General features: G+C 67.7%; 10 protein-coding genes and 1 riboswitch. Of the genes, 5 read left to right on the forward strand and 5 right to left on the reverse strand.

Going from position 1 to position 14,892, the window contains the following annotated elements; all coding sequences use genetic code 11:
* The first annotated feature begins 17 nt into the window (after positions 1-17).
* The 4 genes from C1933_RS14510 (at position 18) to C1933_RS14525 (ending at position 6,847) form a co-directional block, all read left to right on the forward strand.
* Entirely contained in the window at positions 18-1,721 is a 1,704-nt protein-coding gene (locus C1933_RS14510; RefSeq protein ID WP_108754853.1) for a glycosyltransferase family 39 protein, read from the forward strand.
* 111 nt (positions 1,722-1,832) lie between these two features.
* Positions 1,833-2,585, forward strand: a complete 753-nt coding sequence (locus C1933_RS14515) for a phosphatase PAP2 family protein (RefSeq protein ID WP_199911374.1) — start codon at positions 1,833-1,835, stop codon at positions 2,583-2,585.
* Positions 2,582-4,231, forward strand: coding sequence for a phosphoethanolamine--lipid A transferase (locus C1933_RS14520; protein WP_108753816.1), 1,650 nt, complete (start codon positions 2,582-2,584; stop codon positions 4,229-4,231). Before C1933_RS14515 ends, C1933_RS14520 begins: the two co-directional genes overlap by 4 nt.
* Before the next feature lie 654 nt (positions 4,232-4,885).
* On the forward strand, positions 4,886-6,847 hold the full coding sequence (locus C1933_RS14525; protein ID WP_108753817.1) for a M2 family metallopeptidase: 1,962 nt from the start codon (positions 4,886-4,888) through the stop codon (positions 6,845-6,847).
* A gap of 86 nt (positions 6,848-6,933) precedes the next feature.
* Here C1933_RS14525 and C1933_RS14530 read toward each other — a convergent pair whose 3' ends face one another.
* Both C1933_RS14530 and C1933_RS14535 read right to left on the reverse strand, forming a co-directional pair.
* Positions 6,934-7,323: a hypothetical protein gene (locus tag C1933_RS14530; protein ID WP_108750728.1), complete on the reverse strand. Its 390-nt coding sequence runs from the start codon at positions 7,321-7,323 to the stop codon at positions 6,934-6,936.
* Positions 7,324-7,384: 61 nt separating this feature from the next.
* Complete coding sequence (locus C1933_RS14535; protein WP_108753818.1) at positions 7,385-8,623, reverse strand: multidrug effflux MFS transporter; 1,239 nt, start codon at positions 8,621-8,623, stop codon at positions 7,385-7,387.
* Between the two features lie 299 nt (positions 8,624-8,922).
* Positions 8,923-9,025, forward strand: a riboswitch (glycine riboswitch).
* 62 nt (positions 9,026-9,087) lie between these two features.
* Here C1933_RS14535 and gcvP point away from each other — a divergent pair.
* On the forward strand, positions 9,088-11,955 hold the full coding sequence (gene gcvP / locus C1933_RS14540; protein ID WP_108753819.1) for an aminomethyl-transferring glycine dehydrogenase: 2,868 nt from the start codon (positions 9,088-9,090) through the stop codon (positions 11,953-11,955).
* 82 nt (positions 11,956-12,037) lie between these two features.
* Here the strand turns inward: gcvP and C1933_RS14545 are convergent, their stop codons facing one another.
* The 3 genes from C1933_RS14545 to C1933_RS14555 form a co-directional block, all read right to left on the reverse strand.
* A complete protein-coding gene (locus tag C1933_RS14545; RefSeq protein ID WP_005418291.1) occupies positions 12,038-12,448 on the reverse strand; it encodes a VOC family protein in 411 nt (136 codons plus the stop codon).
* Positions 12,449-12,568: 120 nt separating this feature from the next.
* Entirely contained in the window at positions 12,569-13,945 is a 1,377-nt protein-coding gene (locus tag C1933_RS14550; RefSeq protein WP_199911451.1) for an amino acid permease, read from the reverse strand.
* 75 nt (positions 13,946-14,020) lie between these two features.
* Positions 14,021-14,731 carry an AraC family transcriptional regulator gene (locus C1933_RS14555; protein WP_108753821.1) on the reverse strand — a complete coding sequence of 237 codons (711 nt, stop codon included), beginning with the start codon at positions 14,729-14,731 and terminating at the stop codon, positions 14,021-14,023.
* Positions 14,732-14,892 lie beyond the last annotated feature (161 nt).

Raw genomic sequence — 14,892 nt, forward strand, 5'->3', positions numbered from 1 at the left:
TTGCCCCGGAGCCTGCCGTGCCCGACGCCCTGCCCCGCCGTTGGCTGCAACCCCTGCTGTGGCTGCTGGTTGCCGTTGCCCTTGCGGCTGGTTTGGGGCTGCGCCAGCCGCAGCCGCCGGATGAACCACGCTTCGTACTGGCGGCCCGCAGCATGGTCGAGAGCGGGCAGTGGCTGCTGCCCCATCGCGGGGTCGAACTGTATGCGGAAAAACCCCCGGTGTTCATGTGGTTGCAGGCGGCCGCGTACCAGCTGGTGGGAAGCTGGCAGTGGTCGTTCCTGCTGCCTTCGCTGCTGGCTGCGCTGCTGACGCTGTGGCTGGTGGCGGACCTGGCGCGGCGCCTGTGGTCGCCCCGTCATGCGCTGTTCGCCGTGGCCGCGCTGTTCTGCACCCTGCAGTTCGGCCTGATGGCCAAGCGCGCGCAGATCGACATGGTGCTGGTGGGCATGACCACGCTCGCCCTGTGGGGCGTGCTTCGCCATCTGTGCGAACGCCGCAACCTGCCCGCGTTGTGGCTGGCCGGGGTCGCCGCCGGCGTCGGCACGGTGACCAAGGGCGTGGGCTTCCTGCCGCTGCTGATCGTGCTGCCCTGGCTCGGCTGGCGGCTGCACCGGCGCCACCTGGGACGGGCCGTGGACGGCCCGCACCCGGCCACCCTGCTGTGGTTGCTGCCGGCCTTCCTGCTGGGCACGGCCGTCTGGCTGGCGCCGCTGGGCTGGGCCCTGCTGCATGAGCCCAGCACCGCATTGCAGTCGTATGCGCATGAGCTTCTCTTCAAACAGACCGGCACGCGCTACGCCAACGCGTGGCACCACCGGCAACCGGTCTGGTACTACCTGCAGGTGATGGCCACGCTGTGGCTGCCCGGCAGCCTGCTGTTGCCCTGGCTGCTGCGGCCGTGGTGGCGGCGCCTGCGCCGCGGCGACCTGCGCCATTGGCTGCTGCTGGGATGGGCGGTGCTGGTCCTGGTGTTCTTCAGCGCCAGCCCCGGCAAACGTGAGGTCTACGTGCTTCCCATGCTGCCGGCGCTGGCGCTGGCGGTCGCGCCACTGCTGCCGGGCCTGCTGCGCCTTGTGTGGGTGCGGCGTTACCTGTTCGGTTACAGCGCCGCGCTGATGCTGTGCACCGGTACGCTGGGCGTGCTGCTGATGAGCGACAGCGCATGGGCGCAGGCACAACTGGCACGACGGGCGATGCCCGAGACATTGCTGCCGGTGCTGGGACAAGGGCTGTTGAGCTTCGCCATCGCCGTGGCAACGCTGGCCGTGTGGCTGCGGGTGCGCCGCGCAGGTCTGTTGGTGCTGCTCAGCCATGGCCTGCTGTGGCTGCTGTACGGCGGCCTGCTGATGCCGGCGCTGGATCCCTTCGCCTCGGCTTCGGCGGTGATGCAACGGGTTGGCCAGCGGATCGGGCCCGATGCCGAACTGGCGATGGTTGCCTGGCGGGAGCAGAACCTGTTGCAGGCCGATCGGCCGGTGCAGGAGTTCGGCTTCAAGCGCCCTTGGGACGAGCAGTGGCACTCCGCGGGGCCGTGGCTGGCGCAAGCCCCGCACACACGCTGGGTACTGGTGCTGGACCAGGCCATGAGCCCCTGTGTGGACCGCGCGCAGGTGGTCGATATTGGCGTGGCCAACCGCAATCACTGGTTGCTGCTGCCAGGTATGGCCTGGAACGTGGATTGCCATGCGGCAACGGTCGGGATGTCGCAGGAGGAATACTGAACGGATCGCGGCCGGCGCCGGCAGATTAACCCGTCGCCAACACCGGTCCGACCCTTCTCCGACACGTTGCTGACCAGCATGGCCGCGATTCCCGCCACGGCACCGGTCCGCATGCCCGCACATCCTCTTGCCCCCGCACTCGCGATTGCCCCATCCCGGCTGGGCTCACGCTTCGCGCTGACCCACCTGTGGCTGCCGTTGGCCATTGGCATTCCAGCGTTCGCCCTGCTGATGGGCTTCGGCGGGGACCAGTGGCTGGCCGATCACCTGTACCAACTGCAGGGCGGGCACTGGGCCTTTCAGCACGCGTGGCTGACCGGCACCCTGGTGCACCAGGGCGGCAAGTGGCTGAGCACCCTGGCCGCCCTGGTCGCCATCCTGCTGTGCTTCCACCACTGGCGGCGCGGGCGTGACCGCACGCTGCGCTGGGCGCTGCTGTACGTGGTGGCTGCCGTCGCACTGGGCACCGGGCTGGTATCGCTGCTGAAGGCGCTGGTGCCCATGGACTGCCCGTGGGACCTGCTGCGCTATGGCGGCCACGATGCCTTCGTGGGTCTGTTCGATCGCCGCCCGCAGGGCATGCTGGCGCGTGCCTGCTTCCCGGCCGGCCACGCCAGTGCCGGTTATGCATGGCTGTGCCTGTACTTCTTCGCCCAGCTCTGGCGCCCCAGCTGGCGCTGGGTGGGGCTGGGCATCGGCCTGGCCGCCGGGCTGGTGTTCGGCGTCAGCCAGCAACTGCGCGGTGCGCACTTCCTTTCGCACGATGTCGCCACCGCGCTGCTGTGCTGGCTGTTGTCGCTCGGCCTTTTCCTGGGCGTGCAGCGCTGGCTGGCGCGGCCGCGCCGCCAGGAGGCACAGGCATGAACGCATCGGTTGAACGCTCGCCGCGCCTTCCCGCGCTGGCATCGCTGCTGCAGTGGCGGCCGCTGCTGTCCACCGAAGCGCTGATCGCGCTGGCCAGCCTGTTCTTCGCCGTCGCAGGCAACGGGCTGTTCTGGCACAGCGCGATGGCCAGCCACCCCGGCAGCCTGCGCTATGCACTTTCGCTGCTGCTGTTGCTGCTGGGCGCACATGGCCTGCTGCTGGGGTTGCTGGTGTGGCGCTGGAACGCCAAGGTGATGGTCAGCCTGCTGTTGCTGGTCACCGCGTTCGCCGCGCACTACATGGGGCGCTACCACATCTATCTGGATGCGGACATGCTGCGCAACGTACTGGCCACCGACCCGAAGGAAAGCCGGGAGCTGATGACCGCCTCGCTGCTGTGGCCGCTGCTGTGGCTGGCGGCCGTACCGATGCTGCTGCTGTGGCGCGTGCAGCTGCGCAGGCGAAGCTGGGGCCGCACGCTGCTGTGGCGCGCGGGCTTCCTGCTGCTGGCAGCGGCGACCGCGCTGGGCGGTGCGCTGTTGTCGTTCCAGGATGTGTCGGCACTGATGCGCAACCAGCGCGAGGTGCGCTACCTGGCCACGCCGGCCAACGTAATGCTGGGCCTGCCGCGCGCACTGCGCAGCGACAACCCGGTGCAGCGCGCGCCGAAGCTGCCGATCGGCACCGACGCCATGGCCACCCCGCGCGCGCCGACCAGCAAGCCGCGGCTGCTGGTGATCGTAATGGGGGAAACACTGCGTGCGCAGGACTGGGGCCTCAACGGCGGCCGCAACACCACGCCCGAGCTGGCCCAGGCGCCGGTGATCAATTTCCCCGACATGCACTCGTGCGGCACCAGCACCGAAGTCTCGCTGCCGTGCATGTACTCGCCCTGGGGCCGGCACGACTACGACGAGAAGAAGATCCGCGCGCACCAGTCGCTGCTGCACGTACTGAACCGCGCCGGCATCACCCCGCTGTGGCGTGACAACCAATCGGGCTGCAAGGGCGTATGCGAAGGTCTGCAGTTCCAGTCGCTGGCCGATGCGACCACGCCCGGGCTGTGTGCGGACGGCCGCTGCATGGATGAAATCCTGCTGCAGGACCTGGCCACGCAGGTGCGCGCCAAGCCCGGCGACCGGGTGGTGGTGCTGCACCAGCTGGGCAACCATGGGCCAGCGTATTTCGAGCGTTATCCTGCCGCGTTCCGTCGATTCACCCCCACGTGCGACACCCGTGACATCGGCCAGTGCAGCCGCGAACAGATCACCAACAGCTACGACAATGCAGTGCTCTACACCGATCATTTCCTGGCCCGGACGATCGGCACGCTGCAGGGGCTGGACGACTACGACACGGCGATGATCTACCTGTCCGACCATGGTGAATCATTGGGCGAAAAGGGCTTGTTCCTGCATGGGGTGCCCTACGCCATCGCGCCGGCAGAGCAGACCCGGGTACCGATGACGATGTGGTTCTCGCCGGGCTTCGCGCACAGCCGTGGCTTGGATCTGCAGTGCGTGCGCAAGCGCGCGGCGGCGTACACCGACCACGACAACCTGTTCCCCTCAGTGCTGGGGCTGATGCAGGTGAAGACCGCACTGTACGAACGCGACCGCGACGTGTTCGCCAACTGCGCACGGTAGGGGTGTTTGTGGCAGGGCTTGCAGCCCTGCACCTGCCGAATCAACGTCAATGTCAACATCAACGTCAAAAGCGGGTGTGCTGAGGGTTGGCGGGGTGGGTCCGGTCGAGGGGGACGCTGCAAGTACGTCCATGTAAGCTCGGTCGCCGCATCCATGCGGCTCACGCCCCCTCGACCGGACCCACCCCGCCTTCGACAGATTCCTGCGATCTGTCGGAATGACGGGGTCGGATCCCGTTGCTTCGCAACGGGCTCTGACCCCAGATTCATCTGGATATCCGACACAATTCATCCACGCATGGCGTGGATCTACTGGCCGCCGACCAATTGTCAGAGGTGGGGCGGTGTCGGATTGCGGGGTGTCCGCGGCATGGATGCCGCGGCCAAGCCTACACGGGTGAGGGCGCTTTGCTTGCGAAGCACTGCTTCGCAAGCGCCCGAACGCACAGCCGCCAGCGGCTGGGCCGGGCCCCGGAGGGGTACTTGCGGCGTCCCCGCAATCCGACACCGCCCCGCCACCCCACGGATACCCAGCTTTTGACGTTGCCGTTGCAGTGAGCGGGTGCAGGGCGCAGCCCTGCCGGACCTTTGCCACTTGCGGTGGCTGCGGCTGCCCACTAGCCTTCGGCCGTCGTTCACCACCCAAGGACTACCCGTGAAACACCGCCATCTGCTGCTGGCCTCGGCAATCGCCGCCGCCACGCTGGCCCTGGTTGCCTGCAAGAAGGAAGCTACCCCCGGTTCTGAAGCCGCCGCCCCCAGCGCGCCGGCCGGGGAAACCGCCGACCAGTTCGTTGCCCGCATCAACGCTGAATACAAGGCCGCCTACCCCGAGATGACCTCGGCGCAGTGGCTGTCCTCTACCTACATCAACAGCGATTCCGAACGCATCGCCGCCAAGGCCAACGAACGCTCGCTGACCCAGCTCAACAGCTGGATCGAACAGGCCGCCAAGTTCGAAGGCCAGCCGATGAGCGAGGACAGCAAGCGCGCCATCCACCTGCTGAAGCTGATGTCGTCGATGCCGGCGCCGCGCGATGCCGCCAAGCTGGCCCAGCTGACCCAGATCGCCACCCGCATGGAAGGCAGCTACGGCGCCGGCAAGTACTGCACCGACGCCAACGATCCGGCCTCCTGCCGCCAGCTGGGCGACCTGGAACAGGTGCTGTCGCGCAGCCGCGACTATGACAAGCAGCTGGACGCCTGGCAGGGCTGGCACAGCACTACCAAGGGCATGCGCGGCGACTACCAGCAGTTCGTCAGTCTGGTGAACGAAGGCGCCAAGGGCATGGGCTTCAGCGATGCCGGGCAGATGTGGCGCAGCGGCTACGACATGCCGCCTGAGCAGATCGGGCCGGAAACCGACCGCCTGTGGGAACAGGTCAAGCCGATGTACGAGCAGCTGCACTGCTACACCCGCGGCAAGCTGGACAAGACCTACGGCAAGGACAAGGCCGAAGTGGGCAACGGCCTGATCGCCGCGCACCTGCTGGGCAACATGTGGCAGCAGGACTGGTCGAACCTGTGGGACCAGCTGGAGCCCTACCCCGGCGCCGGCAGCCTGGACATCACCGCAGCGCTGGAAAAGCAGTACCAGACCAACCTGAGCGCGGCGCTCGACAAGGCCGGCAAGGACGCCGATGTGACCGCGCGCTACAAGGCGCAGCGTGAGGCCGAGCTGCGCACCGCACGGCAGATGACCGAACGCGCCCAGGACTTCTACGTCTCGCTGGGCATGCCTTCGCTGCCGCAGTCGTACTGGGACAAGACCCAGTTCATCAAGCCCGACGACCGCGACGTGGTCTGCCACGCCAGCGCCTGGGACATGAACATGGAAGGCGACGTGCGCACCAAGATGTGCATCAAGCCGAACGAAGAGAACTTCACCACGATCTACCACGAGCTGGGCCACATCTATTACGACCTGGCCTACAACCCGCTGCCGCCGCTGTTCCAGGGGGGTGCCAACGATGGCTTCCATGAAGCGATCGGCGACACCATCGTGCTGGCGATGACGCCCAAGTACCTCAGCTCGATCGGCCTGGTCGATGCCCCTACCGAAAGCCGCGAAGCGGTGATCAACAACCAGATGCGCATGGCGCTGTCGGGCGTTTCGTTCCTGCCGTTCGGCCTGATGATCGATCGTTGGCGCTGGGGTGTGTTCGATGGTTCGATCACCCCGGACAACTACAACAAGTCGTGGTGGGACCTGAAGGCCAAGTACCAGGGCGTGGCTCCGGCCAGCGCGCGCGGCGAGGAGTTCTTCGATCCGGGCGCGAAGTACCACGTGCCGGGCAACACCCCGTACACCCGCTACTTCCTGGCGCGCATCCTGCAGTTCCAGTTCTACAAGGGCCTGTGCGATGCGGCTGGCTACAAGGGCCCGCTGCATGAGTGCACCTTCTACGGCAACAAGGAAGCCGGGCAGAAGTACTGGGCGATGCTGAGCAAGGGCGCCAGCCAGCCGTGGCAGGCCACGCTGAAGGAGCTGACCGGCAGCGACAAGCTCGACGCCGGCCCGATGATCGAGTACTTCACCCCGGTCAACGAGTGGCTGAAGCAGCAGAACGAAGGCCAGATGTGCGGCTGGCAGGCCAGCGCGGCACCGGCAAAGTAAAACGGAAAGGGGCGGATCCGCGAGGATCCGCCCCTTTCAAGCAATGCAGTCGAGCATGGCTCGACTCTACAAACGTAAGGCAGGCCTCAGCCCTTCTTCGCCGCCATCACTGCGGCCAGCTCGGCCTTGAACTCGTCGAAGGTCTGACCCTTCTCCTGCACTTCGGCCTGCGCCGCATCGCGCAGCGCATCGGAATAGATCAGGCGCACCGGCGTGCCATTGCGCTCGTGCAGCTCACCGGCCTGCATGATCATGGCCAGCACGTGCGCGGCGCTGTGGGTCTGGCCGGCAATGCGGCCATCCATGCCCAGCACCCATTCGCCATCGCGGCGGACCACACCGGCCAGCAGCGCACGCTGCGGATCGCGCAGTTCGGCATGCGGTTCGACCGGCGAAGCGGTGGCCGCCGCCTTGTTGGCAGCCTGCTTTTCCTGGCGGCGACGCTGGTCGCGGCGGATCTTGGACGTGGTGGACATGGGGGGTCGTATCGCACAGCAAGGGGGCGCAAGAATAACCCAGCCCGGCCGCCGCGCCGCTTCACGCCAGCGGCGGCTGCTCCTGGACAGGGGCCTGCAGGGCGCGCGGGCGCAGATGTTCCCAGTACCAGAACACGAAGCCGGCGGCGAAGAAACCGGCCTGGCCCAGCGCCAGATGCAGGGGGCTGGCACTGAGCAGCGGCGAGACCACACCGGCCACCACGGTGCTGATCATCAGCTGCACGAAGGCCTGCAACGACGAGGCCAGGCCACGCTGGTGCGGGTACATGTCCAGCACCGCCAGGGCCAGGATCGGGAAGATCAGCGCCATGCCGGTGCCGCCCAGGAAGATCGGCAGCACCGCCCAGGGCAGTGCCAGCTGCGGCGCCAGCGCCACGTAACCGATGTTCAGCAGCGCCGACAGCGCGCACAGGGTGAAACCGATGCTGATCTGGCGGGTCGGCAGGGTCCGCCCGGCCATGCGCCCGGACAGGAACGAGCCCAGGGTCATGCCGCCGATGGTGGGAATGAACAACCAGGCAAAGCCGCCTTCGCCCAGGTGCAGGTGCTGCATCACGAACACCGGCGCCGAGGCGATGTACAGGAAAATGCCACCGAAGTTGATGCTGCCGGCCAGCGCCAGCCGCAGGAAGCGCGGGTTGAAGCCGATGCGCACGTAGTCGCGCAGCAGGCCGCGCGGTGACAGCGGTACGCGGGCCTCCACGGGGTGGGTTTCGGGCAGGAAACGTGCCGCGGCCACCAGCAGCAGCAGCGAGAACACCACCAGGAACCAGAAGATGAGCGGCCAGCCGGCGCCGCTGAGCAGGATCCAGCCGCCGATGATCGGTGCGATGGCCGGGGCGATGCCGAACAGCATGGACACCTGGCTCATCAGCCGCTGCGCGTCATGGCCGTGGTACAGATCGCGGATGACCGCGCGGCCGACGATCATGCCCACGCCGGCCGACAGGCCCTGCACGGCGCGGAACACCAGCAGGGTGCTCAGATCGGTGGACAGCGCGCAGCCCACCGAGGCGCCGACGAACACCACCAGACCGCCCAGGATCACCCGCTTGCGCCCCCAGGCGTCGGAGAGCGGGCCGTGGGCCAGGCTCATCAGGCCGTAGAACAGCAGGTACACGCTGATGGTCTGCTGCACCGCCACTTCATCCACGGCCAGGCGCTGGGCCAGCTGCGGAAAGGCCGGGAAGATGGTGTCGATGGAGAACGGCCCGAACATGGCCAGGCCGGCCAGCAGCAGGGCCATGCGACGGGTGGAGGGTGCAACGGCGGCGGTCATCGGCGGGCGTCCGGCAGGGCCGTGCGCAGCATGCACGGCAGGCGCCGCTTCCCCGTGGCAGGGACGGCGCCAGATGAATACGAGAGTCCGCCCATGATAGGCGCCCCGGCCTGCCGGCGCCATGCATGAACGCGGTCGCTCACGGTCAGGGCCATCCTTCATTCAGCCCCGTCAACGCGGCCGCGACCCACTGCGCCGGCCCGGCAACCGGCTATAATCGGCGGGCAACACGGTGGGAGAAGCGGAACACCGCTGCCGAAGGCGCAACGCCCGTAATCGCTCAGGCCCGATACCACCCGTAACACAACTCTGGAGAGACCGGTTCGATCCGGCGCCGAAGGGGCACGAAGCTGCGGTTTTCCGCGCTTTTAAACTCTCAGGCAAAAGGACAGAGGGGCGCCCCGCAGACCGCCGACCGGCGGCTTGTGCCCGTGCGTGTGCCCTTCCCTGACGGATCCTTCGCCATGTCCCAGAACACCCCCTCCCTGCGTGAGCTCGAGCACCACAGCGCGTTCGTTGAACGCCACATCGGCCCCAACGACGCCGAGATCGCGCAGATGCTCGACGTGGTTGGCCACGCCACGCTGGATGCGATGACCGATGCCATCGTGCCGGCGAAGATCAAGTCGCCCGCGCCGCTGGCCCTGCCCGAATCGATCACCGAAGTGCAGGCACTGGCCAAGATCCGTGCGATCGCCGACAAGAACACCGTGCTGCGCAGCTTCATCGGCCAGGGCTACTACGGCACCCACACGCCGAACGTGATCCTGCGCAACATCCTGGAAAACCCGGCCTGGTACACCGCCTACACCCCCTACCAGGCGGAAATCTCGCAGGGCCGCATGGAAGCGCTGATCAACTTCCAGACCCTGTGCGCCGACCTGACCGGCATGGAGATCGCCAACGCCTCGCTGCTGGACGAAGCCACCGCCGCCGCTGAAGCGATGACCCTGGCCAAGCGTTCGGCCAAGTCGAAGTCGGATACCTTCTTCGTGCACGACGCCGTGCACCCGCAGACCCTGGAACTGCTGCGCACGCGCGCCGAGCCGATGGGCATCGTGCTGCGCGTGGGCACCCCGGCCGAAGCGCTGGAAGCCGAAGCCTTCGGCCTGCTGCTGCAGTACCCCGATACCTTCGGCCAGGTGGGCGACTACAAGGCGCTGGTCGATGCCGTGCACGCGCGTGGCGGCCTGGTGGCCGTGGCCACCGACCTGCTGGCGCTGACCCTGCTGGCCGCCCCGGGCGAATGGGGCGCGGACATCGTGGTCGGCAACAGCCAGCGCTTCGGCGTGCCGTTCGGCTTCGGTGGCCCGCATGCGGCCTTCATGGCCTGCCGCGATGCCTACAAGCGCTCGATGCCGGGCCGCCTGATCGGCGTGTCCATCGATGCGCAGGGCAACCCGGCCTACCGCCTGACCCTGCAGACCCGCGAGCAGCACATCCGCCGCGAGAAGGCCACCTCCAACATCTGCACCGCGCAGGTGCTGCTGGCGGTGATGGCGTCCATGTACGCCGTCTACCACGGCCCGGATGGCCTGACCCGCATCGCCCGCCGCACCCACCGCCTCGCCTCGATCCTGGCCGCGGCGCTGCGCACGGCCGGCGTGCAGGTCGGTGGCGACTTCTTCGACACCCTGCACATCACCGGCGTGCACGCCGATGAGATCCACGCCAAGGCGCGCGCCGCCGGCTACAACCTGCGCGCGATCGACAGCGACTCGGTGGGCATCAGCCTGGACGAGACCACCACCCGCGCCGATATCGTGGCCCTGGCCGCCGTGTTCGGTGCCGGCCTGGACGTGGAAGCGCTCGATGCCAGCACCGCCGATGCGCTGCCGGCCGGCCTGCTGCGCCAGTCCGCGTTCCTGACCCACCCGGTGTTCAATACCCACCACAGCGAGCACGAACTGCTGCGCTACCTGCGTTCGCTGGCCGACAAGGACCTGGCGATGGACCGCACGATGATCCCGCTGGGCTCGTGCACCATGAAGCTCAACGCCACCGCCGAGATGATCCCGGTCACCTGGCCGGAGTTCTCGCAGATCCACCCGCTGGTGCCGGCCGACCAGGCGCTGGGCTACAAGGAACTGATCGAATCGCTGGAAGCCATGCTGGTGGAATGCACCGGCTACGATGCGGTCAGCCTGCAGCCGAACTCCGGCGCGCAGGGTGAGTACGCCGGCCTGCTGGCGATCCGCGCCTACCACCGCTCGCGCGGCGAAGGCCACCGCGACATCTGCCTGATTCCGGATTCGGCGCACGGCACCAACCCGGCCTCGGCGCAGATGTGCGGCATGAAGGTCGTGGTGACCAAGACCGATGCCAACGGCAACGTCGATGTCGAAGACATCCGCGTCAACGCCGAGAAGTACAGCGACCGCCTGGCCGCGATCATGATCACCTACCCGTCCACGCACGGCGTGTTCGAGGAAGAAGTGGTCGAGATCTGCGAGATCATCCACCAGCACGGCGGCCAGGTGTACACCGACGGCGCCAACATGAACGCCCTGGTCGGCGTGGCCAAGCCGGGCAAGTGGGGTTCGGACGTGTCCCACCTGAACCTGCACAAGACCTTCTGCATTCCGCACGGCGGCGGTGGCCCGGGCGTGGGCCCGTGTGCAGTGAAGGAACACCTTGCACCGTTCCTGCCGGGCAAGCTGGGCGACAACGGCCCGGTCGGCATGGTCAGCGCGGCCAGCTTCGGCAGCGCCTCGATCCTGCCGATCAGCTGGATGTACATCGCCATGATGGGCACCGAAGGCCTGCGCAAGGCCACCCAGGTGGCCCAGCTCAACGCCAACTACATCGCCAAGCGCCTGGCCCCGCACTTCAAGACCCTGTACACCGGCCGCAACGGCCTGGTGGCACACGAGTGCATCCTGGACGTGCGCCCGCTGGAGAAGACCAGCGGCGTGGGCGCCGAGGACGTGGCCAAGCGCCTGATCGACTTCGGCTTCCATGCCCCCACCCTGAGCTTCCCGGTGGCCGGCACGCTGATGGTCGAACCGACCGAAAGCGAATCGCTGCACGAGCTGGACCGCTTCATCGACGCGATGATCCAGATCCGCGAAGAGATCCGTGCGATCGAAGACGGCCGTCTGGACCGCGAGGACAACCCGCTGAAGAACGCCCCGCACACCGCCACCGCGGTGACGGCCAGCGAGTGGACCCACGCTTACCCGCGCGAACTGGCCGCCTTCCCGCTGCCCAGCCTGAAGCTGCAGAAGTACTGGCCGCCGGTGGCGCGCGTGGACAACGTGTACGGCGACAAGAACGTGATGTGCGCCTGCATCCCGGTCGATGCCTACAAGGACGACGAAGTCGAGGCATGATCGACAAACGGCCCGCGCAAGCGGGCCGTTTTCGTTCAGGGTAGCGCCGGGCCATGCCCGGCGAGCGCAGCGGCTGAACCGATCACGGGTCCGGCATCTGCCCCAGGCTCAACTGCCACGACACGCCGAAGCGGTCCTGCACCCAGCCATAGCGGTTGCTGAAATCGTAATCGCCCACCGGCATCAGCCAGTGCCCGCCCTCGCCCAGCACCCGCGCCGCACGCTCGAACTGCTCGGCGCCGGAACATTCCACGAAAAGGGAGATCGACGGGCTGAAGGTGAAATCGTGCACGTCCAAGCTGTCGAAGCACAGATAGTGCGTGCCACCCAGCAGGAAGATCGCCTGCCGCACCTGCCCCGGCACGCCCGCGCCGGCGCCTTCGGGATGGCGCTGCAGGGCCAGCAGGCGGAAATCGGCGAAGGCTTCGGCGTACAGCGCCAGGGCGGCCTCGGCCTGGCCGGTGAACATCAGGAAAGGACGGCTGCGCAGCATGCGGTGCTCCTGTTCGACGGGTCGTTCAGGACCCAGGCCATCAGGATCGCACCGCAGATGTAGGCAGCATGTATCGATCACGCCGGGCCACGCCCGGCGGCTTCGATCCGAAGGCGGCGGTCAGGCCTCGCGCAGGCGCCGTGCGATCGCGCTGCCGGCCGCGATGGTCGCCGTCAGCGCCACCATGGACAGGAACTGCAGACGGGTCTGCGCTTCGCTGAGCAGCAGGCCGAAGATCAGCGCCAGGATGGCCAGCGCGCACACCGTCAGCCACGGGAAACCGGCCATGCGGAACGGCAGGCGCGTGCCCAGGCGGTCGGCGCGGCGGCGCAGCACCAGCTGCGAGACCAGCGACAGCGTCCACACCAACAGGCAGGTGGAGCCGACGATGTTCAGCAGCACCGGCAGCACCTTGTCCGGGAACAGCAGTTCCATGATGGTGGCGGCGAAGCCGAACAGCACGCTGGCCAGCACGGCGATCACCGGCACCTGGCGCGGGTCGGTCCAACCCAGCACGGCCGGCGCTTCGCGGCGCTGGGCCAGCGAGAAGATCATGCGCGAGGCACCGTACAGGTTGGCATTGAGCGCCGACAGCAGGGCAATGACCGCGATCAGGGTGATGGCCGTGGCCGCGCCTGGAATGTTGGCGACCTGCAGCACGGCGGCAAACGGCGATTTCAGCGACTCGCTGTTCCACGGCACCACCGCGATGATGACGCTGAGCGAACCGATGTAGAACACCAGGATGCGCCAGGCCACGGTACGGATCGCGCGGGCGATGCTGCGCTCGGGGTCTTCGGTTTCCGCGGCGGCCACCGCCACGATCTCGGTGCCGCCAAAGGCGAACACCACCACCAGCAGGGCCGCACCGATGCCGGCCAGGCCCTTGGGCGCGAAGCCGCCGTGCTGGGTGAAGTTGCTCAGCCCCGGCGAGGTGACCTGCGGCAGCCAGCCCATCAGCAGGGCGATGCCGATGGCGATGAAGGCCAGGATCGCGGCGACTTTCAGGATGGCGAACCAGAACTCGAACTCGCCGAAGTTCTTCACCCCCAGCAGGTTGATGGCGGTGAAGAACAGCATGAAGGCCAGCGCAGCCATCGGTACCGGTACTGCGGGCCAGACGGTGGCCAGCAGCCCGGCCGCGCCCACCGCCTCGGCAGCGATCACGATCACCAGCTGCACCCACCACAGCCAGCCCACGGTGGCACCGGCGGTGGCCCCCATGGCATCGGCGGCATACACCGAGAACGCACCGCTGGTCGGCTTGGCCGCGGCCATCTCGCCCAGGGCGTTCATCACGATGATCACCAGCGCGCCGGCCACCAGGTACGACACCAGTACCGCCGGCCCGGCCGCCTGCACGCCTACACCGGAGCCCAGGAACAGCCCGGCGCCGATCGCGCTGCCCAGGCCCATCATGATCAGCTGGCGCGGCTTGAGCGAATGGCCCAGGCGCGAGGTCGAAGCGGTCGAAGAAGGGTTGGCGGGCATCGGCAGGGCTGGCGGCGGCTACAGGGGCGACACCTTACATTGTCCCCCACCCGGCGGGATAGGCACAGTGCAGCAGGGCGCTCAGGCCGGCAGCGGTTCGCCGATGCGGGCCCGGTAGGCGCGCGGCGAAAAGCCGGTTTCCGCCTTGAATTTACGGGTGAAGGCGCTCTGGTCGCTGAAACCGCAGGCCTGGCCGATGCAGGCAATGCTGTCCTGGCCGTGCAGCAGGTGCATGGCCATCTGGATGCGCAGGCGGGTCAGCACCTGCTGCGGGGTCATCTGGAACACCTTGCGGAAGCTGCGCTCGAGCTTGGACAGCGAGAAGCCGGTGATGTCCAGCAGGGTCTGCATGCGCACGTTTTCGGCGTAATGCGCGTTCAGATGGGCCAGCGCCAGTCGCAGCTGTTCGTACTGCGCGCCCAGGCTGTCCTTCTGCCCCAGATCGCGGGAGATACCGATCAGCCCCTGGATCTGCCCCTCCACCAGCAGCGGTCGCTTGCAGGTCAGGCACCAGCCCGGCTCGCGGTTGGCGAACAGGTGCAGCTCCATCAGGTTCTCGATCACTTCACCGCCCAGCACGCGCGCGTCCTGGTCCACGTAGTCGGCGCTCAGGCCGGTGGGATAGATCTCGGCGGCGGTGCGCCCGATCACGTCCTTGCGCGCACGCAGCCCCAGCCGCCGCAGCATGGTCTGGTTGACGTGGGTATAGCGCCCCTGCCGGTCCTTCATGAAGAACAGCACGTCCGGAATGGCGTCGAACAGGGCTTCGATGTCGGTGGGCTCGACTCGCATGCGGCAAGCATACCCGAGCCGGCTTTTGCCCGTACGTTCACCCGCGGCGGACCGTGGGTTAACGGACCGGGCGCGACTGTCATGCCCTGCCCCCTCGTACCCCGGAGATACCCTGATGGCCGCCAGCAAGCCCACCGGCAAGCGCGCAACCGCCCCGTCGC

The organism is Stenotrophomonas sp. ZAC14D2_NAIMI4_6 (assembly GCF_003086875.1).
In the GTDB taxonomy this organism is placed as follows: domain Bacteria; phylum Pseudomonadota; class Gammaproteobacteria; order Xanthomonadales; family Xanthomonadaceae; genus Stenotrophomonas.

What these genes read in the sequence shown, in the direction of transcription:
- C1933_RS14515 (WP_199911374.1), top strand. Translation starts at nt 1,833, where the DNA reads ATGCCCGCACATCCTCTTGCCCCCGCACTCGCGATTGCCCCATCCCGG.
- C1933_RS14520 (WP_108753816.1), top strand. Translation starts at nt 2,582, where the DNA reads ATGAACGCATCGGTTGAACGCTCGCCGCGCCTTCCCGCGCTGGCATCG.
- C1933_RS14530 (WP_108750728.1), bottom strand. Translation starts at nt 7,323, where the DNA reads ATGTCCACCACGTCCAAGATCCGCCGCGACCAGCGTCGCCGCCAGGAA.
- C1933_RS14535 (WP_108753818.1), bottom strand. Translation starts at nt 8,623, where the DNA reads ATGACCGCCGCCGTTGCACCCTCCACCCGTCGCATGGCCCTGCTGCTG.
- gcvP (WP_108753819.1), top strand. Translation starts at nt 9,088, where the DNA reads ATGTCCCAGAACACCCCCTCCCTGCGTGAGCTCGAGCACCACAGCGCG.
- C1933_RS14545 (WP_005418291.1), bottom strand. Translation starts at nt 12,448, where the DNA reads ATGCTGCGCAGCCGTCCTTTCCTGATGTTCACCGGCCAGGCCGAGGCC.
- C1933_RS14555 (WP_108753821.1), bottom strand. Translation starts at nt 14,731, where the DNA reads ATGCGAGTCGAGCCCACCGACATCGAAGCCCTGTTCGACGCCATTCCG.